25 protein-coding genes are annotated in these 26814 nt (G+C 26.7%); 9 read left to right on the forward strand and 16 right to left on the reverse strand.

What is annotated here, in order from left to right:
• Positions 1-438 precede the first annotated feature (438 nt).
• A complete protein-coding gene (gene prf1, locus MSCUN_RS07375; RefSeq protein ID WP_095608814.1) occupies positions 439-1674 on the forward strand; it encodes a peptide chain release factor aRF-1 in 1236 nt (411 codons plus the stop codon).
• A gap of 170 nt (positions 1675-1844) precedes the next feature.
• On the opposite strand, the gene MSCUN_RS07380 is transcribed toward prf1, so the two are convergent.
• The gene (locus MSCUN_RS07380) at positions 1845-2780 is read right to left on the reverse strand and encodes a transcription initiation factor IIB (RefSeq protein ID WP_095608898.1); all 936 of its coding nucleotides are present in this window, start codon (positions 2778-2780) and stop codon (positions 1845-1847) included.
• Between the two features lie 241 nt (positions 2781-3021).
• On the opposite strand from MSCUN_RS07380, the gene MSCUN_RS08225 reads away from it, so the two are divergent.
• Entirely contained in the window at positions 3022-3309 is a 288-nt protein-coding gene (locus MSCUN_RS08225; protein ID WP_143744865.1) for a hypothetical protein, read from the forward strand.
• 214 nt (positions 3310-3523) lie between these two features.
• Here the strand turns inward: MSCUN_RS08225 and MSCUN_RS07390 are convergent, their stop codons facing one another.
• The 3 genes from MSCUN_RS07390 to MSCUN_RS07400 form a co-directional block, all read right to left on the reverse strand.
• Complete coding sequence (locus MSCUN_RS07390) at positions 3524-3820, reverse strand: H/ACA ribonucleoprotein complex subunit GAR1 (protein WP_095608816.1); 297 nt, start codon at positions 3818-3820, stop codon at positions 3524-3526.
• Positions 3821-4320: 500 nt separating this feature from the next.
• On the reverse strand, positions 4321-4983 hold the full coding sequence (locus tag MSCUN_RS07395) for an RraA family protein (protein ID WP_095608817.1): 663 nt from the start codon (positions 4981-4983) through the stop codon (positions 4321-4323).
• A gap of 305 nt (positions 4984-5288) precedes the next feature.
• Positions 5289-5579: a DUF211 domain-containing protein gene (locus MSCUN_RS07400; protein ID WP_095608818.1), complete on the reverse strand. Its 291-nt coding sequence runs from the start codon at positions 5577-5579 to the stop codon at positions 5289-5291.
• 828 nt (positions 5580-6407) lie between these two features.
• Between MSCUN_RS07400 and dnaG the strand changes: the two genes are divergently transcribed.
• Positions 6408-7838, forward strand: a complete 1431-nt coding sequence (dnaG, locus tag MSCUN_RS07405; RefSeq protein WP_095608899.1) for a DNA primase DnaG — start codon at positions 6408-6410, stop codon at positions 7836-7838.
• Between the two features lie 233 nt (positions 7839-8071).
• Positions 8072-9013, forward strand: coding sequence for a site-specific tyrosine recombinase/integron integrase (gene xerA / locus MSCUN_RS07410; RefSeq protein ID WP_095608819.1), 942 nt, complete (start codon positions 8072-8074; stop codon positions 9011-9013).
• A 135-nt stretch (positions 9014-9148) separates the two neighbouring features.
• Here the strand turns inward: xerA and MSCUN_RS07415 are convergent, their stop codons facing one another.
• From MSCUN_RS07415 to MSCUN_RS07430, 4 genes are all read right to left on the reverse strand, one after another.
• A complete protein-coding gene (locus MSCUN_RS07415; RefSeq protein ID WP_245837655.1) occupies positions 9149-9289 on the reverse strand; it encodes a DUF3781 domain-containing protein in 141 nt (46 codons plus the stop codon).
• 224 nt (positions 9290-9513) lie between these two features.
• The gene (locus tag MSCUN_RS07420; RefSeq protein ID WP_095608820.1) at positions 9514-10125 is read right to left on the reverse strand and encodes a biotin transporter BioY; all 612 of its coding nucleotides are present in this window, start codon (positions 10123-10125) and stop codon (positions 9514-9516) included.
• A 189-nt stretch (positions 10126-10314) separates the two neighbouring features.
• Positions 10315-10926: a biotin transporter BioY gene (locus MSCUN_RS07425; protein WP_095608821.1), complete on the reverse strand. Its 612-nt coding sequence runs from the start codon at positions 10924-10926 to the stop codon at positions 10315-10317.
• Between the two features lie 56 nt (positions 10927-10982).
• The gene (locus MSCUN_RS07430) at positions 10983-11630 is read right to left on the reverse strand and encodes a biotin transporter BioY (RefSeq protein ID WP_170104115.1); all 648 of its coding nucleotides are present in this window, start codon (positions 11628-11630) and stop codon (positions 10983-10985) included.
• A 488-nt stretch (positions 11631-12118) separates the two neighbouring features.
• Here MSCUN_RS07430 and MSCUN_RS07435 point away from each other — a divergent pair, with 488 nt between their 5' ends.
• Complete coding sequence (locus tag MSCUN_RS07435; RefSeq protein WP_095608823.1) at positions 12119-12517, forward strand: translation initiation factor IF-5A; 399 nt, start codon at positions 12119-12121, stop codon at positions 12515-12517.
• Between the two features lie 655 nt (positions 12518-13172).
• Here MSCUN_RS07435 and MSCUN_RS07440 read toward each other — a convergent pair.
• Entirely contained in the window at positions 13173-13664 is a 492-nt protein-coding gene (locus MSCUN_RS07440; RefSeq protein ID WP_095608824.1) for a GyrI-like domain-containing protein, read from the reverse strand.
• 259 nt (positions 13665-13923) lie between these two features.
• Here MSCUN_RS07440 and MSCUN_RS07445 point away from each other — a divergent pair, with 259 nt between their 5' ends.
• From MSCUN_RS07445 to MSCUN_RS07455, 3 genes are all read left to right on the forward strand, one after another.
• Positions 13924-15129, forward strand: coding sequence for an aldo/keto reductase (locus tag MSCUN_RS07445; protein ID WP_095608825.1), 1206 nt, complete (start codon positions 13924-13926; stop codon positions 15127-15129).
• Positions 15130-15298: 169 nt separating this feature from the next.
• Positions 15299-17785, forward strand: a complete 2487-nt coding sequence (locus MSCUN_RS07450; RefSeq protein ID WP_095608826.1) for a hypothetical protein — start codon at positions 15299-15301, stop codon at positions 17783-17785.
• A 247-nt stretch (positions 17786-18032) separates the two neighbouring features.
• Positions 18033-18647, forward strand: coding sequence for a hypothetical protein (locus MSCUN_RS07455; RefSeq protein ID WP_095608827.1), 615 nt, complete (start codon positions 18033-18035; stop codon positions 18645-18647).
• Positions 18648-18802: 155 nt separating this feature from the next.
• Here MSCUN_RS07455 and MSCUN_RS07460 read toward each other — a convergent pair whose 3' ends face one another.
• The 3 genes from MSCUN_RS07460 to MSCUN_RS07470 are packed head-to-tail and all read right to left on the reverse strand — an operon-like array spanning position 18803 to position 21062.
• Positions 18803-19060: a hypothetical protein gene (locus tag MSCUN_RS07460; RefSeq protein ID WP_095608828.1), complete on the reverse strand. Its 258-nt coding sequence runs from the start codon at positions 19058-19060 to the stop codon at positions 18803-18805.
• Positions 19050-19844 carry a hypothetical protein gene (locus MSCUN_RS07465; protein WP_095608829.1) on the reverse strand — a complete coding sequence of 265 codons (795 nt, stop codon included), beginning with the start codon at positions 19842-19844 and terminating at the stop codon, positions 19050-19052. The genes MSCUN_RS07460 and MSCUN_RS07465 overlap by 11 nt, the downstream gene beginning before the upstream one ends.
• An 18-nt stretch (positions 19845-19862) precedes the next feature.
• Complete coding sequence (locus tag MSCUN_RS07470) at positions 19863-21062, reverse strand: right-handed parallel beta-helix repeat-containing protein (RefSeq protein WP_095608830.1); 1200 nt, start codon at positions 21060-21062, stop codon at positions 19863-19865.
• Positions 21063-21513: 451 nt separating this feature from the next.
• On the opposite strand from MSCUN_RS07470, the gene MSCUN_RS08355 reads away from it, so the two are divergent.
• Positions 21514-21660, forward strand: coding sequence for a hypothetical protein (locus MSCUN_RS08355; protein ID WP_170104117.1), 147 nt, complete (start codon positions 21514-21516; stop codon positions 21658-21660).
• Between the two features lie 217 nt (positions 21661-21877).
• Here the strand turns inward: MSCUN_RS08355 and MSCUN_RS07475 are convergent, their stop codons facing one another.
• The 4 genes from MSCUN_RS07475 to MSCUN_RS07490 form a co-directional block, all read right to left on the reverse strand.
• Positions 21878-22813 carry a calcium/sodium antiporter gene (locus tag MSCUN_RS07475; protein WP_095608831.1) on the reverse strand — a complete coding sequence of 312 codons (936 nt, stop codon included), beginning with the start codon at positions 22811-22813 and terminating at the stop codon, positions 21878-21880.
• A gap of 74 nt (positions 22814-22887) precedes the next feature.
• Positions 22888-24114 carry an ornithine cyclodeaminase, nickel-pincer nucleotide-dependent gene (locus MSCUN_RS07480; protein WP_095608832.1) on the reverse strand — a complete coding sequence of 409 codons (1227 nt, stop codon included), beginning with the start codon at positions 24112-24114 and terminating at the stop codon, positions 22888-22890.
• Positions 24115-24377: 263 nt separating this feature from the next.
• Positions 24378-25397, reverse strand: a complete 1020-nt coding sequence (locus MSCUN_RS07485) for a phosphorylating glyceraldehyde-3-phosphate dehydrogenase (protein WP_095608833.1) — start codon at positions 25395-25397, stop codon at positions 24378-24380.
• Between the two features lie 191 nt (positions 25398-25588).
• Entirely contained in the window at positions 25589-26707 is a 1119-nt protein-coding gene (locus MSCUN_RS07490; RefSeq protein WP_095608834.1) for a hypothetical protein, read from the reverse strand.
• Between the last annotated feature and the right edge of the window lie 107 nt (positions 26708-26814).

Below are 26814 nucleotides of genomic sequence, written 5' to 3' on the forward strand. Positions count from 1 at the left end.
ATATTAATAATATATATCTAAAACATTATAGATATATTTTTTACTAAAAAATAAATATATTAAAATACAAATATAAAAGATAGTATAAATTAATAAATTAAAAATCAAACCCACTTGATAATATATAAATCTAAACACCACCCCAAAAAAAATATGAGAAATTTTTTTTATCAAAACAATTCTTTAAAAAATAAAAAAGAAACACAAAAAAAGATGATCAACTGGGGAAAATAATACTATTAAAAAAAAACTACTTTTTTACTTAAAAAAATAAAAATATTAAAAAACTAAACACCTAAAACATGAAAAAAAGTAGTAACAATTAAATCTAAAAAGAAATTCCACATTAATAAAAAAAAAGGGAAGCATAAAAAAACGGAACGTGGAATAATAAAATCAATCTAATAAATAAAAAAAAACATTTGAGGTAAAAACAAAATGTCTGAAGCATCATCAAAAGAACTATATGAAGTAAAAAAAACACTAAAAGAACTAGAAAATAAAAAAGGACGAGGAACTGAACTTGTAAGTGTATACATCCCACCTGAAAAACAAATAAGTGATGTAGCAAAACAAATGAGAGACGAACTCGGACAAAGTGCAAACATAAAAAGTAAACAAACACGAAAAAACGTACAATCAGCAATAGAAGTAATCATCCAAAGACTCAAACTATTCCCAAAACCACCAGAAAAAGGACTAATCATGTTCGTTGGAATGATACCAAAAGGCGGACCTGGAACTGAAAAAATGGAAACATACGTATTCCAACCACCAGAACCAGTACAAACATACACATACCACTGCGATAGCCAATTCTTCATAGAACCACTACGAGACATAATAGAATACAAAGAAGTATACGGAGTATTAGTATTAGATCGTAAAGAAGCAACAATCGCAGTACTCAGAGGAAAAAGAATAGACATCGTAAAACACTTAACAAGTGGAGTACCAGGAAAACACAAAGCAGGAGGACAATCACAAAGACGTTTTGACCGTGTAATTGAACTTGCAGCACACGAATTTTTAAAACGTATTGGACGCTACACAGATGAAGCATTCATGCCACTAAAAGATGAACTAAAAGGAGTTCTTGTAGGAGGACCAGGACATACCAAAAATGACTTCGTAGAAGGAGACTACATAAACTATGAAATAAATGATAAAATCATAAACATAGTAGATACATCCTATACAGGAGATTTTGGAATACGTGAAGTAATAGATGAATCTTCAGATGCACTAGAAGAACTAGACATCATGAAAGAAAAAAAATTAATGCGTAAATTCTTAACAGGACTAATATCAGAAAGTGGACTATCAACATATGGAGAAGATGAAGTACGAAACAACCTACAAATGGGAGCTGTAGAAACACTTATAATATCAGAAAACCTAAAATCCAGAAGACTCACATTTGAATGTCCAGCATGTGGAACAATAACACAACAAACAATACGCCAACATCAGGATATACCAGAAGAAAGATGTCCAAACTGTAATGAAATCATGAAAGTAGTCAAAAATGAAGAAACAGCAGAAGAACTAATTGAATTAGCAGATGAAGTAAATACAGATGTAGAAGTAATATCAATAGAAACAGAAGAAGGAACACAACTAGATAAAGCATTTGGTGGAATTGCAGGAATATTAAGATACAAAGTAAAATAGATTTAAAATAAAACCTTCACCTTCACATTTTATTTTTTTTTTTACATTTTTTTTAAAGAAAATTATTTTAAAGTATAACTTGAATATTTTTTTTATTTTAAATAATTATAAGTTCTAACTTATAAGTTATAACTATTTTTTAGTAAAAAAAGAATTAGATGTGAGAGTGTTTATAGATTTACTCCCATATCTAATTGTTCGGTTAGTTCTTTGTATCTGTTTCTGATTGTAACTTCTGTTACTCCAGCAATGTCAGCTACATCACGTTGTGTTTTACGTTCACCTAGAAGTACACTTGCAATGTAGAGTGCTGCTGCTGCTACTCCTGTAGGTCCTCGTCCACTTGTTAATCCATTTTCCATTGCTTGGTTGATGATTTCTATAGCTTTTGATTGTACTACTCCTGATAGGTTTAGTTCACTTGCAAATCTTGGAACGTAGTCTATTGGTGAGGTTGGTGGTAAGCGTATATGTAATTCACGTGTTAGGAAACGATAGGTTCTTCCTACTTCTTTTTTACTTACACGTGATACATCTGCTATTTCATCAAGTGTTCTTGGAACTTTACATCTTCGGCATGCTGCATATAGGGATGCTGCTACTACTCCTTCAATACTTCGTCCTCTGATAAGTTTGTTTTCAACAGCATTACGGTATACTACTGATGCTGATTCACGTACTGATCTTGGTAGTCCTAGTCTGGATGAATCACGGTCAAGTTCACTTAGTGCAAATGCTAAGTTACGTTCTGTTGCACCACTAATTCTGATTTTACGTTGCCATTTTCTTAAACGATACCATTGTGCACGATTTCTTGCTGGAATATCACGTCCGTAGATATCCTTGTTTCTCCAGTCTATCATTGTGGAAAGACCTTTATCGTGTATTGTGTATGTAATTGGAGCCCCTACTCTTGTTCTTTTATCTCTTTGTTCATGGTCGAATGCTCTCCATTCAGGTCCCATATCTACTATGTTATCATCTATTACAAGACCACAGTTTCCACATACAACTTCTCCACGTTCATGGTCGTTGATGAGTTTAGTTGAACCACATTCTGGACATTGTGTTTCTTTTTTCTCCATTTCAGCAACGTCTTCTTTCATTTGTTCTTTTTCTGAAAGTCTGTTGTTGTTTTCTAGTTCTACTTCTAGTTCATCTGTGTCTGCTGTGTCGATTTTGATGATTTCTTCAACATCTAGGTCTGATGTTGACATTAGTTCAATGTCTGATTCTTCTGGTATTATTATATCAGCTTCACTTTTTGGATCTGAAATGATCATATCCATATCATCAGTTTCTGTTGTTATATCATCTGTTGTGCTATTGTCATCTCTGAAGTTATCCATGATTTCAAGTAGAGGATTTGGTTTTTTAGGTCTGGTTTTCTTTGCTTTTTTGTTTGTGGTTTTTTCTTCGTCTTTTTTTGTTGTTTTCTTTTTGTTTTTAGATTTTGGTGGTCTTCCTGGTCCTCGTTTTGGTTTACTGTCTGTTGTTTTGTTTTTTCTTGGTCTTCCTGGTCTTCGTTTTGGTTTTTCTTCTTCCTCTTCTTTCTTTTTGTTTTTAGATTTTGGTGGTCTTCCTGGTCCTCGTTTTTTAGGTGGTTCTTGTTTTTCGATGATTGTTGTGTGGTGATGTTCTATTTCATCTTCTTTTCTTGTTTTTCTTGGTCTTCCTGGTTTTCTTTTTTGTGTTTCTTCTTCTGCTTTTTTGGTTTTACGTGGTCTTCCTGGTCCTCGTTTTTTTGGTATTTTTGGTGTTGGTTCTGGTGTTTCTGGTTCTTCTTTTGCTTTTGCTTGTTTTTCTGATTTTAGTGTTTTATGAGGTCTTCCATATCGTTTTTTCCGTTTTAGTATGCCTGACGTTGTTTCATCCTCCTCTTATTTTTTCTTCTTCTTTGAGTTGATAAGTAAACTACTTCTCCAGGTTTGGCTTTTGTGTAGTATTTGTTATTTGTTTTTATTGAGATGTATGGTTTTTTGGTTGATCCGAAAATGTCGTTGACTTTTCCTATTGGCTTGTTTTGTTTATTTATAATTGTGCTGCCAAGTTTTGGAGTTATTTTTGTTGGTATGATTAGTTTGTTTGTGTTTGTTATGTGGCTTATCATACCAAGTTCTTTTGGTTTGTTTTTCTTTTTTGACATTTTATATCTTATTTTTAGGGGGTTTTATTATTATAGTAATTGTGTTAATTTCTAGAGTTTATTACATCTTAATAAGATTTAAGTAAATAGATTATTTGTTAAATATGAAAATTGTAGTTTCTATGTATTAAAAAATGAGTAGTTTTATTATTTTATATCGTGTACTTTATTGTTTTTTTGGAGGTAATATTATTTTTTTTTATCTCTTATTTTGTAGTTGTTTGTTGTTTTTTATGGTGGCTATTTAACTTATTATTTATTAAAACAAAAATTCTGTTATTATTTTTTTTACTATATTATTTTTTTTTTAATTTTATTGATGGTAGCTAAGTTTTATTTATACTTAACTATAATTCTTAATAATAATTTTATTTTTCTTATTATTTAAAGTTTTAGGTATCTTTATATATAACATAATTTTAATTTATCTAAAAAAAGAGTAAAATAGATGTATTTCAATTAGATTAATAAAAAAAAGAAAAAAGAAGTAGAATAATTATTTAAATTCCTAAAATATCATCTAAATTAAGATCTTCGTCAACTAATTTTTTAATACATTTATCTTCAAACTTCTTGATATTATTAACTTCTTTTAAGATAGTATCCACATCATCTTGTGATACTATAACAACACCATCACTATCTCCAATTAGAAGATCTCCTGTTTTTATTATTCTATCATCTATTATAATATCTTCACCTATAGTACCTTCATATGATGGAAGTCCAGCATTTGATCTTGTTGTTTTTGAAAATACTTTATATCCTAGATCTTTTATCTCATTTGTATCACGTGATGCACCAAATATTACTGTTGCTTTAAGTTTATTTTTAAGTGCTGCTGTTGATGCCATTTCACCCCATACAGCTTTTTTATCATCTGAACATTTAACAAATAGTATTTCATCTTCTTTACATTCATAGATTGCTTTTATTAATGTTCCCCAATCATTTGAATCTGTTTGTGCTGTTCTTATTCTACCTACTACTTTAAATGAATTATCTATTGGCTTAATACCTTCTATTACTCCACTTATATTAAATATATTTTTCATTGCATCTGATACATTATCACTACTTGCTTTTTGTTCAAGATTTTTTTCTGTAATTTTCTTTTCTTTTCTATTTTGTTTTAAGATACTTTTTGGTGTTATTTTAGCCATGTTTTATCACCTTTTTTTTGGGGAGATTAAATCCTATTTTTTTTTTATGGAAATTCTTTTAAAAAAATAAATAATAAAATTCCTATTTTTTTTTCGAGGAGGTGAAGATTTTAAAAAAATAATTTAAATAAGAATAATTTTTTTTTGTTTAAAATTATTAATATTTTTATTCTTATTTGAGTAAAAAAAATAATTAAATTAAGATAGTTAAAAAAGTTTTTAAAAAATAAATAAGTAAAAAAAAGAATTCCAATTAGAATAAAATATCATACTTCTTTATTATTGGAATTCATGTTCTTTTCATCTTAGTCTTGGTGTGTTTCTACTTCTTCAACTAATCTTTTTCCTGCTACAACTTCATCTACACTATGAATTGATGCACCATATTGTTCTACAGCTTCACGTATTTTTTCATAGTTAAGATCTGTTCCTTCCATTGTTACTTTTACATTTTCTGTATCTTTATCAATTTCCATTAGAGTAATATTTACTCCATCTACGCCATCAAGATCACTTAGATACATTGCAAATGATGGAAGTGCTGGTGTGTGGGGTTTAAGTATGTCTAGAACAACTCTTATTAATGAGTTTTCCATTTATAATCATTCCTCCGATTAAAAATCTTTTATTTTTTTTGTAATAATTTTTTGTATAAAATAATTTATCATTTATATAACTTATATTTATAGGAAATATATTCTTTTCATTTTTTTTTTATAATTATGTTGATATGAAAATTTGATAAAACTTAATATAATATATAAAACATACTTAAAAAATGTATTAAAGAAAATTTAAAAATAACACTTTAATAAAATATTTTAAATCATAAAAAAGTTCTAAGTATATTTAAAATGCTCATCTAAAATGATGATAAAAATATTTAATAAACTTTATTAGATCTTTATAATAATTTCATTAAAAATTTTAAATAATTTAAATAAAAGAATAATAAAAAAAAAGTTCCATTTTTTTTTCTTCGAATATAGTAATATTCTTAATCTATTTAAAAAAAAGAAAAAAAATAGCTAAAAAAAAGTTTTATTATAATTATCGAAAAAATTCATTAAACTTAAAATACATTGGATTTTTTTTTTAATTTGTATGAAAAACTATTAAGATATAGAGATTATTAATTCTAAAAAAAAAATGAAAAAATATTAAAAATTGAATATAAATTTACAAAAAATAATAGATATCTTAAAAAAAACAATAACATACAATCCAAAAATAAAATAATAATTTATGAAATTACAAAAAAAAATAATAATACTTTTTATCTACTAAAATTTGGGAACTTAATTAACTTATATTAAAGACAAAAATTTTATTAAAATACACAAAAAAACTATATAAAAATAAAAAAAGGCGATTAAATGACACATAAAAATGCCAAATACTTCAGTGATGAAGATTATTATTATATGGTTAAAGATGAAATTACAACAACAAAATACTTAATTCACTCACAAATAAATGCAAAAGGATTTGTAGAAAAACCAGATGTTGTAGGAGCAATATTTGGGCAAACCGAAGGACTATTATCAGATAGCCTTGATCTTCGAGAACTACAAAAAACAGGAAGAATAGGAAGAATCAAGGTTGACATGACAAACAAGGCAGGTCGAACAAAAGGTGAGGTAATAATACCATCAAGCCTTGATCGTGTTGAAACAACAATACTTGCTGCATCACTTGAAACTATCAATCGTGTAGGACCATGTGAAGCAAGTTTACGAATAACAAAAATAGAAGATGTACGTGCTGTTAAAAGAAGAACAATAGTAGAACGTGCAAAAGAACTATATCAAGATATGATGGAAGACTTCACACCAGAAAGTTCACGTATGATTGAAGAGGTAAAAGAATCAATAAGAATACCTGAAATCATAGAATTTGGAGAAGATAAACTTCCAGCAGGACCAAACACCCCAGACTCTGATGCAATACTCATAGTTGAGGGAAGATCAGATGTATTAAACCTCCTAAAATATGGAATCAAAAATACAATAGCAGTAGAAGGAGTTAACATACCTAAAACTGTTGCCGACTTAACAAAGGATAAAACAGTAACAGCATTTCTAGATGGAGATCGAGGAGGAGATCTGATCTTAAAAGAACTACTTCAAGTTGGAAATATAGATTATGTAACCAGAGCACCAAGAGGTCAAGAAGTAGAATACCTAGATAAAGATCAGGTAATATATGCACTTAAAAATAAAACAAGCGTAGATAAACTAAAAAATCAAGTAAACTACAATCACAATCACTACAGATACAACAACAAACATTCCTACAATAATGATGAAAAAGACACTAAAGTATATGATATGAAACAACCAGTATCAGAATATAAAACAGATGAACATCCATTTAAACAAAAAAGCCCAAAAACATACAAAAATGAACCAGAACATCATCATATACAACAAACAACTAATCATCATAAAAACACATCAGAAATACAAATACATGAAAAACAAAAAGATAACAAAAAAGACACAAACAACAAAAAACAACATAAAAAACATGAAAACAAACAAGAAAATACAAAAAACAAGCCAAAGAAACTTAATAAATATCAGAAAATACTAAATCAACTAGCACACACAAATATGGGAAAACTATATGATGAAAACTTCAATGAACTAAAAGAAGTACCAGTAGAACAAATATATGATGAAATCAAAATAACTGATGATGTAAAAACAGTAATATTTGATGGAATTATAAGTCAAAGACTAGTTGATATTTCAAAAGAAAAAAACATAGAACAGCTAGCAGCAGTAAAAATGAGTGAAGTTGTAAAAAAACCTGAAACCATAAAAATTATAACAAAAAGACAACAACAATAAAATCAAAAAAGAAATATGATTCACAAAAAGTAATGTGAAAAAAAACTAATAAGTATTTTAAAAACAAAAAAAAGAGGAAATAGAAGATTAATAAATCTTTTTTTTACTTCTCAATTCTCTTTTTTCACAAAAAATCATTTTTTTTCATAATATTTTTTTCTAATCCATAAAACATAAAAAAACTAATTCTAAAAAAAAGGTTATACAAAACTAATTAATAAGAGATTGTTAATATGAACAATATAGATATTGAAACATTAGATTTTGAAGATTTAATAGAAGACTTTCTACTTGATCTTGATATTCAAAACTATTCAGAAAATACTCTAGAAACATACAAAGCAATATTAAATGGATTTAATAAATTTATTCAAACACAAAAAAAGAAAATTAAATCTGAAAAAGATATATTACACATATTTAAAAAATACATACAACATTTAAAAAAAGATAACAATGTATCAGCAAACTATCTGCGTCTTGTAACTGTTATTATCAGAATATTTCTTAAAACATCAAATATATCTATATATGAGGAAATTAAAGTTCCAAAAAGAACAAAGTCTCTTCCAAAATCATTAAATGAACAAGAAGTATATGACTTACTTCATGTTATGGATAATGAATATGATCCAAATAACTTAAATTATCGTAATATAATAAAACTTAGAAATAAGCTAATGTTAACATTATTATATTCAACAGGACTTAGGATATCAGAACTATTAAAACTTAATATTAATGATATAGACTTTGAAAATCATACTATTCGTGTACGTGGAAAAGGAAATAAGGATAGAATAGTTCTCTTTGATGATGAAACACATAAACTTATTGATGAATACATAGATAAACGTAATAGTATAAATGACATATTATTTGTTAACCAGAATGATGAAATGATTTCAGCACGTAATATTCAAATTATGATTAAAAAGTATGCTAAGAAAGCTGGTATTAATAAAAAAGTTACACCACATATTTTACGTCATTCTTTCGCTACTCACTTACTTCGAAATGGTGTTGATATTCGTGCAATTCAACAACTTCTTGGACATAATAGTCTTAGTACAACACAAATTTATACAAGTGTTGATATGAAAACATTAAAAGATGCATATGATGATGCATGGATTCGTAAAAATGATAAATTAAAAAAACAAGCATCAGAATAAAAAAAAATGAAGAAACTTTAAATCTGATGTAAAATTTTAATCTTCTAAAAAAAATGATTATTTTAGACTAAAAATAATTTATTTCTTTAAATAACTTTTTTTCTTATAAAAGAGTGATGAATTCTTTTTTTTCTTTTAATTTTTATGTGCTGTTATTATTGTATAACTTGATGAATTTATACATATTTTAGTATTATTAACTTCACAATAAAAATTCTTACCCTTTTTATAAATATTACAATTTTTATTTAAAATTAAACTCTTTATATAATCCACTATATTATCTGAATTTAATTCTAGATTTTTTTTTAATTCTATCAATTCCAAGTTTTGTTGTATTGTAATTTATGAATATTATTAAGAAGTACTTGTTTATCATTCATTTTTTTTTCATCTCTTTTAAAAAAAATAAGATCCTTTTTTTTATAAAAAAAATTAGTAGAAATTTGAAAATTTATATTTAAATTTAAAAAAAAAGTTAAAATAAAAAAAGACTTTATTTAGTCTTCTTTTGGTAATATTGATGTTGATATTCCTGTTGCAAGTAATACTTTTAATGTATCTCCAAATAAGAATGGTACAACACCAGCCATAATAAGGCTTAAAAGTGTTACTGTTGCTCCTGTTGATGTCATATAGAAGTATAAACCTACTAGTCCTGGTATGTATATTAGTACCCAGTTTGCAAATAGCATTAAAGCCATGGTTGCAAGAGGTTTACGTGCGTTGTTGTAGTTATCAAATACATATCCTGTGAATGTTGCTGCTATTATAAATCCGAAAAGGTAACCTCCACTAGCTGATAGTATTGTTGCAATTCCTGATAAACCATGACTAAACCATGGAACTCCAAGAACTCCGATAACCATGTATAATATCATACTTAGTCCACCATACTTTTCACCAAGTAATGCTCCTGCCATAAGAGCTGCAAATGTTTGGAATGTTATTAGTACTGGACTCCATGGTACTGCTATTGATACTTGTGCCATTAAACCTGTGAAACATGCAAATATAAATGCCATTAATGTCATTGTAATGGTATTTGCATTTTGTCTCCAATTATACCATGATGATTGTATTTCATGGATTTTGTTAATATTGATAAACAAAATATTAATCCTCCATTTAATTTAATTTAAAAAAAAGAAATTAAATTTATATTCTTTTTTTTGTTGTTTGTTTATAAAGTCTAATACTTTATTTGTTGTTTATAATATATAAATTAAAAAAAATATTAAAGAAAGTATCTAGATAATAGAAAAAAATTTAACTTTAAAAAAAGTTAAAAAAAAGAAGATTTAGTCTTCTTTTGGTAGTATTGATGTTGATATTCCTGTTGCAAGAAGTATTTTAAATATATTTCCAAATATGAATGGTACTACTCCTGCAATTAGAAGTTTAGCTAATGTTACTGTTGCTCCTGTTGATGTCATATAGAAGTATAAACCTACTAGTCCTGGTATGTATATTAGTACCCAGTTTGCAAATAGCATTAGTGCAAAACATTGAAGAGGTTTTCGTGCATTTTCATAGTGATCAAATACATATCCTGTGAATGTTGCTGCTATTATAAATCCAAATAGGTAACCTCCACTAGCTGATAGTACTGCTGATATTCCTGAATTTGCATCACTAAACCATGGAACACCTGCTACTCCTATGATGAGATATAAAATCATACTTAATCCACCATACTTTTCACCTAGTAATGTTCCTGCCATAAGTACAGCAAATGTTTGGAATGTTATTAGTACTGGACTCCATGGTACTGCTATTGATACTTGTGCCATTAAACCTGTGAAACATGCAAATATAAGTGCCATTAATGTCATTGTAATGGTACTTGCATTTTGTCTCCAATTATACCATGATGATTGTATTTCATGGATTTTGTTAATATTGATAAACAAAATATTAATCCTCCTAAATGATCAGTTTTTAAATTAAAAAAAAGGATTGTAATTAACTATTTTTTTCTTCTTATTATTTTTGTTTTTTGAGTATCTAGTTTAGTTGGATCTTTTGGTGCTATTAATGATGTTATTAGGGTTGTAATTAGTGCTTCAAGAGTATTTCGTACTATATTAGGTACAAATTTAACTATAAGAAGGCTAATTAATGATATTTTCACACCTCTTGTTATTAGAACAATAAATAATCCTATACAACCACATGTATGAATAAGAATGATATCTGCAAATAGCATTAATAAGAAACATTTGAGTGGTTTGTGTGATGTTTGATAATTGTCAAATACATATCCTGTGAATGTTGCTGCAAATATAAATCCTGATAGAAATCCTATATTTTCCGCAGCTCCATTAAATCCTCCATTTCCAAAGCTAAACCATGGAACTCCAAGAAGTCCTATTATCATAAATAGTGCCATACTTATTGCACCATATTTCTCTCCAAGTATAATTCCCGCCATTAGCACTACTAATACTTGTGGTGTGGTAATAATTGTTGTTCCTGGTATTGTAAATACTATTTGTCCCATTATTCCAGTTAAGCATGCAAATAATAGTGATAAGAGTAGCATGGTTTTTTTATCAGCTTTTTGTCTCCATTCATACCAGTGTGTTGTATTTTTTAATATTCTTTCTTTGTTCATAAAAAAAAGATCTCCTAAGATAATCATTACATATTTTTTCATTATCCTATAGTATTTTTTCACATAATCTTTTTTTATAATTTAAATTAATTTCATTAAATTTTTAGCAATGTTTAATATATCCATTACTATTTTTTAAAATCTTTAAAATATTAGTTTAATTTTAGGAATTTTATAATTCCATATATATTCTTTAAATCATCATATTTAAAAATATCGAAAACCATAGGGGGTATAGTTTTTATTATCTTGTTATATAATAAATTATATTAATTAGATAAAATATAAATTATATCATAATACTATTTTGTATAAAATTTTATACAATTTTTTTAACACAAAATAAATATTATCTAGTAAAAAAAATAGAAAAAATATTCTATTCTTATTTTAAAAGAAGATGTAGCCTTTTATAATTAATTGTTACATACTTAATATGCTAGATGAAAAAAAATAAAACATTAATTAATTTTTATTCGAGGGAAATAATGGCAACAAAAGTAGCAGAAATTAAAACTTTAAAACAAGGAAAATACTTAGTATTAGATGGTGAAGCTTCCAAAATTACCAGTATATCAACATCATCACCTGGTAAACACGGAGCTGCAAAAGCACGTATTGAAGCTGTAGGAATATTTGATAACCAAAAAAGAAGCCTTGTAAAACCAGTAAACGCTAAAATAGACATACCTATCATTGATAAAAGAGTAGGACAAGTTTTAGCTATTATGGGAAATGAAGTTCAACTAATGGACTTAGAAACATACGAAACAATTGATTTACCAATACCTGAAGAACTTAAAGATGAAATTACAGAAGGAAGAGAAGTAGAATACATCGAAGCTTTAGGTAACATGAAAATCATGAGAACAAAAGGTGGAAACTAATTCCACATCCTTTTATCTTTTTTTAAATAAAAATAAAAATTCTTAAACACCAAATAACTAAAAAACTAATTTTAAACAAAAATAATTCCAGAATATTAGGTAAACCTAATATAATGGTTATATATATGATGAATTATATAAATATTAAATAGTTAATTAGCTATAACTAGGAATGAATATAGTATTTAAAATTAATAATAAGAAATAAATTCAAAGTTACATTTAATATATAGTATAATTCTTCAAAATTTTTTTTTATTATAACTATTTTTATTATTATAAAAAAAATTTACACAAAAAAAATACTATGATAAGAAAAAAGTTGGAGAATAACCAAATATAATTTTTTTTATTTTTAATATTTAAATATCTAACCTATAATCATTTCTTTAAATATTACAAAAGGGGAAAATAAATCTACACAATTCAAATTAACTCCTGAGCTAAAAAAAAGTAATATTCATAGCTGATGATAACACATTTAAAATTAAATAGAATACTTTAAATTCTATTAAACTACATAACTTTTTTTTATCCTTATTTTTTATTTATTTTACACTTAAAAAACTTTTAATAATTGCTTAAATTTATTTTTAATTATCTATTTAAAAAAAAAGAATAGGAGTTTAAAAAAAATGTAAGGGTGGTTATTAATTTAGTCACGTGGACCCATGTATATTACAGGTAAATGTACTTCTGTTTCTACATCTTCAATTGGTGCATCTTCTGGTGTTGGTATGTATATTTCTGTTATTGGTCCGACGATATCATAATGATTTTCTATTGCATAATTTACCATAGCTTTTATTGTTTTATCGAAGTTTTTATGTGATCCTTTATGTCTTGCTGCTATTACTGTATGTTCTGTAAGTTCTTTAAGTCCTAATTTTCCTATTCTTGCAGCTGGTTTTCCATCAATATCAAAGTTTTTTACAGGCATTCCTACTTCAAACATTTGTGTTGTTTCTGCTCTTTCTTCCATGTCATTTTCATATGATCCATATGGAAGTCCTACAGCTTCAAGATTATTTTCAGCAATTAGTTCTCCTACTTCTTTTATGAATTCTGGAAGTTTACTGAAACTATCTGTGTGGGGTACATATGCGAGTTTTTGTTCTGGTATTTTTTTTACTTCTATTTCTACCATATTTAATCATCATCCATTTATTATAAAAAAATATTTTTCAATTATTAGTATTATTATTTTCAAAAAGTTTTTTTTTAATCTTGTTTCTTATTTATGTATTATTTTTTTTATCATTTAAATTAATTTACATGATTAAATATTATAAAAAAAATGATAACTTTTCTTTGGCATTTTTATTAATTATGAAATATAAAAATATACACTAAAAAAAAGGGAATTTTTTTTACATTATCCCTAAAACAAGGAGTATTTTTTTCTTATGCAAAAAAGAATTATTAAATCAACAAATACAGAAACTTCAGCACTAGGATTTGGAGCTATGCGTCTTCCAACAAAAGGTGGTCATATTAATCATGATGAGGCTTTAAAACTTATAAATCATGCAATTGATAATGGTATTAATTATATTGACACAGCATATTTTTATCATAATGGTGAGAGTGAAACATTTCTTAAAGAAATTTTATCAAAAAGACGTGATGAAATTCTTATTTCAACAAAACTTCCTGTAATGTTTGTAAATAAAAAAGAAGATTTAAGAAAATATCTGAATTTACAACTTGAAAGACTTGGAGTTGATTATATTGACTTTTACTATTTACATGCTTTAAATATTGAAAAATTTGAACAACTAAAAGAATTTGGTATTTTTGAGTTTCTTGATGAAATAAAAGCTGAGGGTCTTATTCGTCATGTTGGATTTTCATATCATGATAATTATGAACCATTTAAAACTATTATAGATAGTTATCCATGGGATATGTGTCTTCTTCAGTATAATTTTATTGATACAAATACACAGGCAGGATATCGTGGTATACGTTATGCTTATGATCATGATGTAAGTGTTTTTATAATGGAACCACTTAAAGGAGGTCTTCTTGCAAATAATGTGCCCGGTGAGGTTCAAAAGATAATGAATCAGGAGAATATAACTGATACTCCTGCAAGCTGGGCTTTAAAGTGGCTTCTTAATCATGAAGAAATCACATGTATTTTATCAGGTATGAATAAGATAAGTGAAGTTGATGAAAATATTAATACAACAAACAATACAACAATAAATTCAATACCAGATAGTATGTTAGATGTATATTCTAAGGTTAAAAAGGTATATGATGATCTTATTAAAATACCATGTACAGCTTGTGGATATTGTATGCCATGTCCATATGGTGTTGATATACCAACATGCTTTAAAACATATAACAACAAGCACATATTTAATAAAAATAGTCATGAATATATGATGGTATTATCTGGAATAACAGGATCTAAATCATCATATGCAAGTAAATGTCGAAACTGTGGAATATGTCTGTCAAAATGTCCACAACATATACAAATACCAAGAACACTACGCGAAGTATCAAAAGATATGGAATTTCCAGGATTTAAATACATGCTATGGTTTATATCAAATATTGGAAAACCAATATATGACTTTTATCTTTCACGAAAATAACCCTTTTTCCTCTTTTTTTATCCTTTTTTAATAAATATTATTTAATTATTAATAAAAATTTTCATAATTTTATACAAACTTTTAAACTTCTATCAAATTATTTATTTAGGATAGAAAAAAAATTTATTCTTTTTTTTTATCTTTCTATTTTACAAATAGTAAAATTTTAATGGAGGAGAATGAAATTTCAAATAAGAAATTAATAATTACTCAATTTCTCATAATTCTTGTAGTTATCTTAACACTTACAACAATAAATGCAGAAGATAACATAACAGATGATGTAAAATTACAAACACATCATGAAACACCTACAAGTAGTATAAATTATGAAACACCCATAGAAAAACAACATATCATCGAAGATACAACAGAAACTAAGATGATAAAAAAAGATGGAAGTGAAAATGTTGAACTTACATGTCATGATGTAGATGCTTATGTTGATAATATAATTGAAATTCCATATGAAACAACAAAACCATTAGATGATGGAATAATGACATATTATATTAATCGTAATATGATAGGTATTCAGAACTTATCAGATGAACATGACTTTTTTACATATAATATTACAGGTTATGATGAAGGATCTTATGATTTAAAACTTGAATACACAGCAAGTGATAAGTATATAAAAACATTTACAACAACAACACTTAGAGTATATAAGTATTCAATACAGACAGAAAATATGAAAATAATACTTAATGATGAAAATAACATTGACATAACATTTAATCTAAGATCAAATAATCAATACAAAAATACAGGAACAATCACACTATATAATAATACAACAGAAGTAATAACTCATAATATAACAGAGAATAATATCAAAATAACAATACCTGCAAGTTATAACTACCAGGTTTTAACACTCATATACTCAGGTGATAAATATTCAGAATCACTTAACATATCACAACTAATTTATGCTCAAAAACATAACCTAACACTTTTCATGCCAAGTGTACGTGGATATCATGAAGATATAATAAATTCAACAATTACATTTAATACAACACGAAATTTGAATGATGGATTTTTAAACATATACATAGATGATACATTATATCAAACTATGAATGTAACATCAAAAACAATAACAGCAAACTTTAATCTTACAAAATACCTTGAAGGACGATATAATATTCAACTACAATATGTAGGAAGTAATATTTTCACAGATTCAGTCTATAATACAACATTAACTGTTAATCGAGTAAACACACGTTTATATGCAAATAATATTACAACATATAAAAATAATACAATAAATCTTACAGTATCAATTACAAACTATGTTGATCATAAAGCAGATGGAATAGTTGAATTTATACTAGCAAATGAAAGTATAAAAACACAGATGATAAATGATACAAAAATAACATTCAATTATCCAATATCTGACAATCTGGAATATGGAAAACATGAACTTCTAATATTATATCATGGAACAAATCGGTATAACTCATCAAATCTAACAGTAAATCTTAATATTCATAAATATCCTCTTAATATATACATAAGAAATACAACATTTAATGAAAATGAAAATATCAAAGTTAATCTTCAACTTTCAAGTTATATGAAAGAAAATATAACAGATGGTATAGTAGATATTTACCTTAATGATAAGTATATTACATCAGCTAATGTTACATCAAATCTTATAAGTATCATATTTGATAAAAACATAACACCAAATTCTTATAATATGAAGATATTTTATTATAACTCAACATGTTTTAATGATACAACTCGAAATCAACAAATCAATATATCAAAGATAAACACAACCCTAAAAATATCACAATACCTAATGACTAAAAACATACTAAACATCACAACAACAATATATGCAAAAGATTATTCAAATATAACCTCAGGTTCACTACAAATAAAATTAGATAATAAAATCATATACATACAATCAATAAAAAATAACATAAACTCCATATTTTATGACATGAAAAACGAAACCATAACCAATCATACAATAACAGCCACCTACAATGGAACAAACAAATATCAACCAATAACAAATACAACACAATTTAACTACACACCACATAAAACAACAATCTACATAAAAACAAACAACACCATACAAAGTGAGCCAAATAAAATTATAACAATCAATGCAACACTAAATGACTATCAATCAAATCCTATAAATGAAACACTAAATGCAACAATACAAATAAAAAATACACAAATACAAACACAATTCATAAATGGAATACTAACATACCAATACAAAACAGACAACAAAGATGAAAATACAACAATAACAATAATAATAAATCCAATGCCATACTACAAAAGTACAAATCGAAACATAACACTAATAACACAACGAAACACCACATACATAAATACTAATACAAATATCCATGCAACAAAAGATGAAAACATAACAATCAACGCAACACTAAATTCAAATCAAAAACTAGTAAAAGGTAAAATACTAACAATAATCAAAATAAATCAAAAAACAATAAAACAAACATACTTCACAGATGGAATACTACAAATAACACTTCCACTAAAAGAACTCTACAATGACAACTACCAGATAACACTAAAAACACAACCAACAAGCCAATATCAACAAGCAGAAAAAAAACATAACTTTAAAACTAAATAAAAGACGAACCTACATAAGATCAAATAATATCCAAATACCATGCACAGATACAGCAATAATAAATGCAACAGTATATGACCAACTGACAAACAAGCCAATAACACATAATGTACAATATGCAATAAAAATAAACCAAGTAACACACAAAAAAAATACAACACAAAACGCACACATACTATATAAATACACAAACACATACCCAAAAATCTACACACTAACAATAATAAGTGGAGAAAATGGATTGTATATGAAATCAACATGGAATGGAACAATAAACATCACAATAAAAAAACTAGAAATACAATCACAAAACATAAAAACACTAGTAAAAAAGAAAATAACAATCAACGCACAACTATTTGATAAAAATAATAAAATAAACACCGCAGTAAATGTAGCAATAAAAATTAATGGAAAAACAATAACCACACTAAAAACATCAAATGGAATAATAAACTACACATACCAATTAACAGGTAAATACTCAGCAAAAACACATAATCTAACAATAGTAGCATCAGCAACACAATATAAGCGATCAGAAACAACAGTAAAACTCATAATAAACAAACAATATCCACAAATAAAATCACAAAACATAACAGTAAAACCAAATACCACCATACACATAAAAGCTGATATTCAATTATCTAATAAAAATATAGATGAAACAATCAAAGTTAACATAAAATTATCACGAAAAAATCTCTGCACAATGAATGTAACTCGAGGAAAAATAGACTATAAATACATGATACCTTCAGACTTTAAGCCAGGAATCTATGAAATACTAATACAATCATCAGAAACTTACATATACCATCATGTAACCATGTATACAACATTAAAAGTAGTAAATTAGAAAAAAAGATAATTTTTCATATTTTAGAAAGCAGGATTATTAAAAAAATAAGTTAAAATTAGAAAAAAAATTACTCAATAAAAAAAAAGTAGGTTTTATTAAAAAAAATGAAATAAAAGAAGATATTAATAATTTTTTTATCTTCTTATTTTTTTTTAGCTTGTAAGTTTTTCAGCTGATGTTGGATATGAACTTATAAGTCCATATCTAAAGAGTGAATATCCATATGATCCTACACTCATTACTGCTTTAGCATCACTTTCAAGTTCTGATTTTGAAAGTTTTGTAGTTGAACTTCCTTTATAGGTTTGAAGTACTGTTACAACTTTAGAATATTTAGCTTTTTTTACAACATATTCTGTTACATCTTTAAGCCAGTTTCTTCCTGCATTATAATCATACTTATATGCCATTGGTAGTAGTACATCTACATATGGACTTAGTGCTGCATAGTCTTGTCCATAATAGGTTTTTGTACCACCTTTTTCTGCAAATACATGCTGATAGTAGTAATGATGGGCTTTGTTTTTTAACTATTTGATTTACTGATTTTACAAAGTTTGTAATTTTTGTTGGATCTACAATACTTGGATTTGTTCCACTATATCGTACATAGTCAAGACAAATTCCTGATATTCCATCATATTTAACTATTTTTGTTATGAAGTTTCGTATCATATTTTGTTGTTTTGTACTTATGTCAAATCCATTACTTGTTGAAAAACAAATTACCCATCCATGTACTCGGATATTTGTACCTTTACATAGACTTATTACTTGTTTTAGTTTTGCTACATTATTTGTTGATGCTCGTGCTTGTACATATACATCTGTAACTCCTGCTTTTTTCCAAGCAGATACATTTGATGCTGTTACTTTTGCATCTATTTGTACAAAGAGTGATGTTATTTTAGAATTTAGTGTTGATGTTTGTATTTTAACTGTTTTTGTTGTGGTTTGTGCGTCAAGATTTACTTTAAATGTTGCTGTTCCATTGTTTTTAAAGCTTGTCTTTAGTGTTATTGGCTTGTTATTTAGTGTTATACTACTTGTTTTTGTTACTCCACAACCTGATATTGAATATGTACCTGTTATTGGTTGTAAATTTGGTGTGTATGATGTTATTGTTTTTCCATCATATAAGTTGTTTAGTGATATTATTGTTGTTATATTGGTTGTATTTGTATTTGTTGGCATGTTTAAATTTAGATATATCTAGTTGTTTATTGTTACATTAAATGCACGTGTTGATCCTGGTTTTGTGTTTGTTTCCCACCAATTTTTATCTGCAATAATTTTTCCTTGAGTATTATGTAAATCTATGCGTTTATTTGCTTTAAATATGGAGTTTGTTACAGTTACATATCCTCTGTAGTTGTATATTGCTCCTCCATCTGTGTTTCCATTTTCTTTAAATGTTGATCTGGTTATTGTTAGTTTTGTTGCTTCATTAAATATTGCTCCTCCATTTTTTGTGGAGTTATTTTTTGTGAAGTTTGTATTGGTTATTGTGTTTTTATCTCCACTTGTTTTTAGGTATATTGCATTGTTTTTATTTTCATTAAAGCTACATGTGTTTATGGTTATTGTTACTTTTCCATGTACATATACTCCTCCACCAAGTGATGCTGTATTTTTTGTAAATTCTGAATTTGTTATTTTCACATATCCAGTTTTTGATACACTGTTAAATATTGCTCCTCCATGATCTGATACATGATTTGTATTGAATTTATCATTTTGTATTGTAATATTTTGTGTGTTAAATATAGCTCCACCATATTTTGCTGTGTTTTCGTTTAATTTGGAGTATATTATCTTTGCTGATGATTGTGTGTTTATTGCTCCTCCATTTATTTTTGCATAGTTTTGTGTAAATGTGGAGTTTTGTATTGTCATTAGATTTTTGTTGTATATTGCTCCTCCATGTTGTGTTGCTTTGTTGTTGTAGAAGTATGTTTTATTTACTCTTAGAATTCCATCATTATAGATTGCTGCACCGTTTACTGCTGTGTTATTTATGAATTGTGTAGCTCTTATTTCATTATCTTTTCTGGATGCTAAATATACACTGCTGTTATAGTTTTCTGTAAAGTTATTTGCATATATCACTATTTTTCCAGTTTCTGTTGTGTATATTGCAGATCCCAAGTGTGATACTTGATTTTTATTAAATGTTGAGTATTGTGAATTCAGATATCCTAAATTATAGATTGCAGCTCCTTTTTTTGCTTTGTTTGATGAGAAGCTTGTCTTTGTTATATAAAGTGATACTTTATTATATATAGCTCCATTTGTTGATGTGGATTCTGCTATTTTCATACCTTTAAGATTTAATGTTCCTCTATTATATATTGCTGCTCCATTAGTATCTTTTGCATTTATTATTGTAAATGCTTGAAATGTTACTTTCACCTTGTCATTTATTGTAAATGCATGTTTCTGGTTTGCATCTATTATAGTATTTTGAGTTCTATCACCAAGTATTGTAACACTTTTATTTATGAATATTCCATTTTGTTTATAGACTCCTGCTGTAAGATGTATTGTTCCACCATTTGCTACAGTACTAAGTGCATTTTTTATTGTTGCTTTTGGAGCATCTTTATTTCCTGTATTTTTATCATTCCCTTTGGTACTTACATAAATGTCTTTTTGGGGTTGTGTTTCTGTTTTAATATTTTTAGAAGTTGTAGTTGAATTTAAAGAAGTTGTTGTTGTATTTGTTTTAGTGTTTTTATAATCAGATGATTGTATTTCATTGTTATGAGAATATGAATTAATATTATTATCTTCTATGTTATTTGTCTGTGTTTGGGTTTTTTGAACACTTGTCTTTTCATCTAATACATCATGTGTACTTACAATGTTATTTTCTGTGTTGGTTGTTGTGTCATTTGTTGCTGCTGCTGTGCTTATTGTAAGAAGTATTAGAAGAACAAGTATTATTGGAAATATTTTTAAAATTCTATTTTTATTAATATTATCACCTCTAGTTGTAATAAAAATATAAATTTCTGTTCTTCGTTTCGTAATTACTAGTTTTTCTTTATTTTAATATTTAATATTTTTCCAAATAGTTTTATATAGTATGAATTATTTTTTATTAAAAAATATAACTTGAATATTATTAAATTAATAAATTTATGAAAATTAATAAAATATTTTTTATTTTAAAAAAAAGTATAAAAAAATGAAATTAGGGAAGGTGATGAATAATTTTTTTTTTCTTAGTTTCGTATGATAATATATGCCATGTATATTATGAATAATATAAGTAGTATTATACCATCTTTTTTGTTAAAGTCACTTTTATCATATGCAAGAACATATGTTATAATTACACATACAAGCATTATAATAACATCTATAATCATAACAGGTGTAACAGCTATTGGTGTTATAAATGTTGTAAGTCCAATAATCATAAATATGTTAAATATACAACTTCCAAGGACATTACCAAGTGCAAGATCTGTATTTTTATGATATGCTGCAGTTATACTTGTAATAAGTTCTGGAAGTGATGTTCCAATTGATACTATTGTAAGACCAACAAGAGTTTCAGACATTCCAAGACTTAGTGCAATTTCCTTAGCTGATGCAACAACAACATCACTACCATAAAGAATAAATACAAGACCAAGAACAATATAAAGAATTATTCTCATATTAGATAAGTGAACATGTCCTACTGGCATATCTTTATTTTTATGTTTTATTTTATAGATAATAGCTCCAACATAAGCACAGATTATTAATATAAATATAAATCCTTCAAGTGAACTTATAACACGTCCAGATAGGATAAATATTAGAAATAGTACACTTCCAATTACTAAAAATAGATAATCTTGTTTTAGTATTGAATAATCAAGCTTTATTTTACATATTACAGATGTAGCTCCAATAACTGCAAGAAGGTTAAATATGTTACTTCCTACAACATTACTTATTGCTATTGCATTACTATGTTCAAGTGCTGATGTTATTGATACTGCAGTTTCAGGGGCACTTGTTCCAAATGCTACAATTGTAAGACCTATAATCATTGCAGGTACTTTAAGTTTTGTTGCAAGATCACTTGCTCCTTCAACAAAAAGATCAGCACCTTTCACAAGAAGAAAAAATCCTACAAGGAGCATTATAATTGTTACTATATTCATATTTGATCAATAAAAATTATTTTTTTTTAATAAAAAAAAAGGAGAGGAGAAAGAAGAAAAAAATATAATATCTTTTATTCTTCTTCTAGTTTTTCAAGTTCATTTTTAAGTATAGGTAAAAATGATCCTATATCTGTTACAACACTTATAACCTGTGCACTTCCACGATCTGAAAGTTTGGTTACTGATGCATTACTTATATCTACACATACACTTTTTACACGTGCTGGTATAAGGTTTCCTGTTGCTACACTGTGAAGTAGTGTTGCAATCATTATTACCATGTCAACATCTTGTACTTCTTCACGCATTCTTTGTTGTGCAACTTGTGAATCTGTTATTACATCAGGTAAAGGTCCATCATCACGAATACTACCAGCTAGTACATATGGTGCATCATTTTTAATACATTCATACATTACACCACTTGTTAGTATTCCTTGATCTACTGCTTCTTTAATACTTCCAGCTTTATTTATAGTGTTAATTGCAGATATATGATTTTTATGTCCATGTGCTACTAGTTCTCCTGATTCTATATCTACACCTAGTGATGTTCCATATAATGCATTTTCAATATCGTGTGTTGCTAGAGCATTTCCTGCAAAGATTTTATCTACATATCCTTCACGTATTAAACTTGCTAGTACTTTTGAACATCCTGTGTGTATTACTGCAGGTCCTCCTACTACTACAATTTTTCCACCTTTATCTTTTATTTCCTTCATTTCTTTTGCTATTTTATGGATAATTGTTTGTGTTGGTTTTTCTGCTGATGCTTCACTGTTCATAAATTCAAATTCAGCTTTTCCACGTGATCTTTCTAGTGGTTCAACTTTAACACCTGCACGTCCTACAACAACTTTTTCACCTTTTTTAACTACATTTAATGGTTTACATTCTGCTTTCATGTTATCTGTATCTACTACAATAACACAGTCCATTTCTATGTTTTCTATTGGTAGCCATGTGTCGTTGTATTTAACTTTAGTGTTGTAGTTAGTTGTTGAGTAGAAGTTATCTGGTACTGTTTTATCTTTAGCTGATTCTATTAGTTGTACTTCTTTATCTTCTAGTATTTCAGCTCCATAGTCTGTTACTTCATCAAGTATTCTGTTAAATACTTTTTCATCATCTGATGTAACTTCTATTATTGCACTGCTTTTATCTGTTTTTAGTTTTCCCACATTTAATTCTTCTATTTTAAAATCTCCACCTTGTTCCATTATTGTATCGAGTGTTTTAGGTAGAGTAAGTGAATCAATTATATGTCCTGTGAGAATTAATTTTTCTTTAAACATTTAATATCCTCTATGTAAATTCATTCTTTTTTTAGTTAAAAATTTTGTTATTTTATTTAATTTACTCTCTTATATTATAAGTTTTATACAATTTGTATTATTTAACTATTATTATAATCCATATTTTTAAATTAAAAAAATTTTATAACAGATTATATTTTTTTTTATATAAAATATAAGATTTCAATATGTGTAAAAAAAAGATCCTTAGTGTATGAAAAAAGGGGGGATTGGATGGGGGAAGATTTTTTCATGGTTTTTTATTATAATATTCCCATTGCTTTATTTGTTTTTAATATTGATTTTTCAGCATCATCTTCAAGTTCAAGCATTGCACGTATTGCATCAACGTTTTCTGGTACAACGTCTGATTCTTGGTGTACTGCTTGCATGTAGAATAATTCTCCATTTTCAACATTTACTGATTCTTCCCATACTGGAATTTCATACATGTCTCCACGTGAACGTCCAAGGTCTTTTGCATATTCCATAATTTGTGCGGTTGATCCTAGATTTAATGATTTTTTAACAGGAAGTACACGGTATGCTTTTTGGAATGCATCAAGTACATCATCTGTTGTTATTGAATCATCTTCTAATTCTACCATTATGTTATGTGTGTGCATTAGTGTTGTTGGAACAATAAGTGCCATTGTCATAACATTAATGTCATCTATAATTGTTTGTACATCAGGTCCATGGTGTGATGGAACTTCTGTTGTTGGCACTATAGCATTAATAGGTCCACGTTTTACATCATTAGGATCTGCTCCACGTCTTACCATTACTGCTCTAACATTTTTTATACCAGCAATATCTTTTATAGGTTTAAGTGTACGACAAAGACCTGTTGTGTTACATGATACAACACGAACATAATCTTTTCCAATGTTACTAGCATAATTTGCTTCTGCATTAAATGATGAACCTATAGCATCATGATCTTCTCCACCTTCAAAGATAGCTTTAAGACCTATTTTTTCATATATGTCTGTTTTATTAGCTGCACCTACACCTCCGGGTGTACAGTCAACAACTAAGTCTAGTTTTTCAAATAATTCATCAGCTGTTCCTGCAACTTCTATTCCTGCTTCTTCAAATTCAGCTTCACGTTCAGGAACACTTATGTATAAATCATACCCTTTTTCAACAGCACTTTTAGCTTCATAGTCGGGTGATCTTTTAGTTACACCAACAATTTTCATATCATCTTGAGCAGATACAGCATCTGCTACTCTTTTACCAATAGTTCCGTATCCATTAATTCCGATGTTTTTTACCATATTAATACGTCCAATTAGAAAATTAAAAGAAAATTTATAAAATTTAATTTTTCTTCTAAAATTATTTTATAATAATATATAAGATAATAATAGGTAATAAATATTATTAAAAAATATGACAATTAATTATAAATTAATATCCATATAAAAATTAAAAAAATAAGATAGGTGGGGAAATTATTTTTTTTTATCTAGAAATACTCCTTATGAGAATCCATATGGTACTGGCTATGGTTCTTAATAGATTCTTCATCTTTCATCTTCTCACGAACATAACGACCAAGAACACAACCAATAACAGCAAAAATAATGCTGGTAATTAATAAATAAAATAAAATATCTATATAATACTGGTATGTGTAATTAAATATGATGTTGCCCATAATGAAAGTTATAATGGTTGATATAATACCTATTATAAGTCCGAATATAATTGAGTTTTCTAATGTATTTCTTTTCATATAACTTAAAATAATACAAATGATGAAAATGTATGAAACAGTAGTTAATGCTTTTTCTCCAATAATAGCTGTAAATATGATTATTAGAAGACTAATTTGTAAATACTTACCTTCTGTAATATTATTGCTGATATTACTTACATCATTAACTTCTTTTTTAAGATAATATCCAATTATTCCTCCAATAAAACCTACTAAAGTAAATGATACTATCATAAATAATGTATTAGCAAAATAATAATAGTAACCAATTAAATTTAAACAATATCCTAAATATACTAAAAATAAACAAATAATAGAGCCTGTAATAGAAGTTAAAGTTGCAGAAAGAATTGCTTCACTTTTAGTATTGTGTTTAATATAACCAATAAATATGGTTATAATTAAAATAAATGGAAATATATTAGATTTATAACCAGATAAAATGTAAATAAATGATATTGTTAATATTCCAAGAATTTCACTTTTATTTTTTAAATTAACTTTATCACAATTATTGATATAATTTGCATAATACCCAATTAAACCTCCAATACCAGATACTATTATCAAACATATAATAATCATCATATAATTCATAAAATAATAATTACTAATTATAATCATTAATATACCAAGTATGTAGTAAGGAAGTGATATTATAATTCCTGAAATTATTGAGTTTTCTATTGAATCACTATTTATGAATCCTACAATAATACTTATTAAAATTAAAAGTCCTATACTACCAAAATTTTCATCTGTTAGGAAATAATTTCCATTGAAACAGCATAGTATAATAAAAAGAATTATTGTTATCAAGATTCCAACAAGAGTGCTTTTTCTTTTTATTAAATTTTCTAAATCCATTTTTCTTCTATCTACTCCTGAAAAGTAATGTTGTTTTTTCTTTTTATATGGTTTATTTATGTTTGTTTTTAGTTTATCTATTTTCAGGTAGTTTGTTTATATTAATT

The sequence above is a fragment of the Methanosphaera cuniculi genome, from assembly GCF_003149675.1.
In the GTDB taxonomy this organism is placed as follows: Archaea; Methanobacteriota; Methanobacteria; order Methanobacteriales; family Methanobacteriaceae; genus Methanosphaera; species Methanosphaera cuniculi.

Bases quoted from the DNA above. Each gene is read 5' to 3' on its own strand.
- MSCUN_RS07445 (WP_095608825.1), top strand. From the start codon at position 13,924: ATGCAAAAAAGAATTATTAAATCAACAAATACAGAAACTTCAGCACTA.
- MSCUN_RS07400 (WP_095608818.1), bottom strand. From the start codon at position 5,579: ATGGAAAACTCATTAATAAGAGTTGTTCTAGACATACTTAAACCCCAC.
- MSCUN_RS07480 (WP_095608832.1), bottom strand. From the start codon at position 24,114: ATGTTTAAAGAAAAATTAATTCTCACAGGACATATAATTGATTCACTT.
- MSCUN_RS07440 (WP_095608824.1), bottom strand. From the start codon at position 13,664: ATGGTAGAAATAGAAGTAAAAAAAATACCAGAACAAAAACTCGCATAT.
- MSCUN_RS07490 (WP_095608834.1), bottom strand. From the start codon at position 26,707: ATGGATTTAGAAAATTTAATAAAAAGAAAAAGCACTCTTGTTGGAATC.
- xerA (WP_095608819.1), top strand. From the start codon at position 8,072: ATGAACAATATAGATATTGAAACATTAGATTTTGAAGATTTAATAGAA.
- MSCUN_RS07465 (WP_095608829.1), bottom strand. From the start codon at position 19,844: ATGCCAACAAATACAAATACAACCAATATAACAACAATAATATCACTA.
- MSCUN_RS07390 (WP_095608816.1), bottom strand. From the start codon at position 3,820: ATGTCAAAAAAGAAAAACAAACCAAAAGAACTTGGTATGATAAGCCAC.
- MSCUN_RS07475 (WP_095608831.1), bottom strand. From the start codon at position 22,813: ATGAATATAGTAACAATTATAATGCTCCTTGTAGGATTTTTTCTTCTT.
- MSCUN_RS07380 (WP_095608898.1), bottom strand. From the start codon at position 2,780: ATGAAAGAAGACGTTGCTGAAATGGAGAAAAAAGAAACACAATGTCCA.
- MSCUN_RS07450 (WP_095608826.1), top strand. From the start codon at position 15,299: ATGGAGGAGAATGAAATTTCAAATAAGAAATTAATAATTACTCAATTT.
- prf1 (WP_095608814.1), top strand. From the start codon at position 439: ATGTCTGAAGCATCATCAAAAGAACTATATGAAGTAAAAAAAACACTA.
- MSCUN_RS07430 (WP_170104115.1), bottom strand. From the start codon at position 11,630: ATGAACAAAGAAAGAATATTAAAAAATACAACACACTGGTATGAATGG.
- MSCUN_RS08355 (WP_170104117.1), top strand. From the start codon at position 21,514: ATGTTATTTTCTGTGTTGGTTGTTGTGTCATTTGTTGCTGCTGCTGTG.
- MSCUN_RS07395 (WP_095608817.1), bottom strand. From the start codon at position 4,983: ATGGCTAAAATAACACCAAAAAGTATCTTAAAACAAAATAGAAAAGAA.
- MSCUN_RS07460 (WP_095608828.1), bottom strand. From the start codon at position 19,060: ATGGCATATAAGTATGATTATAATGCAGGAAGAAACTGGCTTAAAGAT.
- MSCUN_RS07455 (WP_095608827.1), top strand. From the start codon at position 18,033: ATGAAATCAACATGGAATGGAACAATAAACATCACAATAAAAAAACTA.
- MSCUN_RS08225 (WP_143744865.1), top strand. From the start codon at position 3,022: ATGATTTCAAGTAGAGGATTTGGTTTTTTAGGTCTGGTTTTCTTTGCT.
- MSCUN_RS07435 (WP_095608823.1), top strand. From the start codon at position 12,119: ATGGCAACAAAAGTAGCAGAAATTAAAACTTTAAAACAAGGAAAATAC.
- MSCUN_RS07485 (WP_095608833.1), bottom strand. From the start codon at position 25,397: ATGGTAAAAAACATCGGAATTAATGGATACGGAACTATTGGTAAAAGA.
- dnaG (WP_095608899.1), top strand. From the start codon at position 6,408: ATGGTTAAAGATGAAATTACAACAACAAAATACTTAATTCACTCACAA.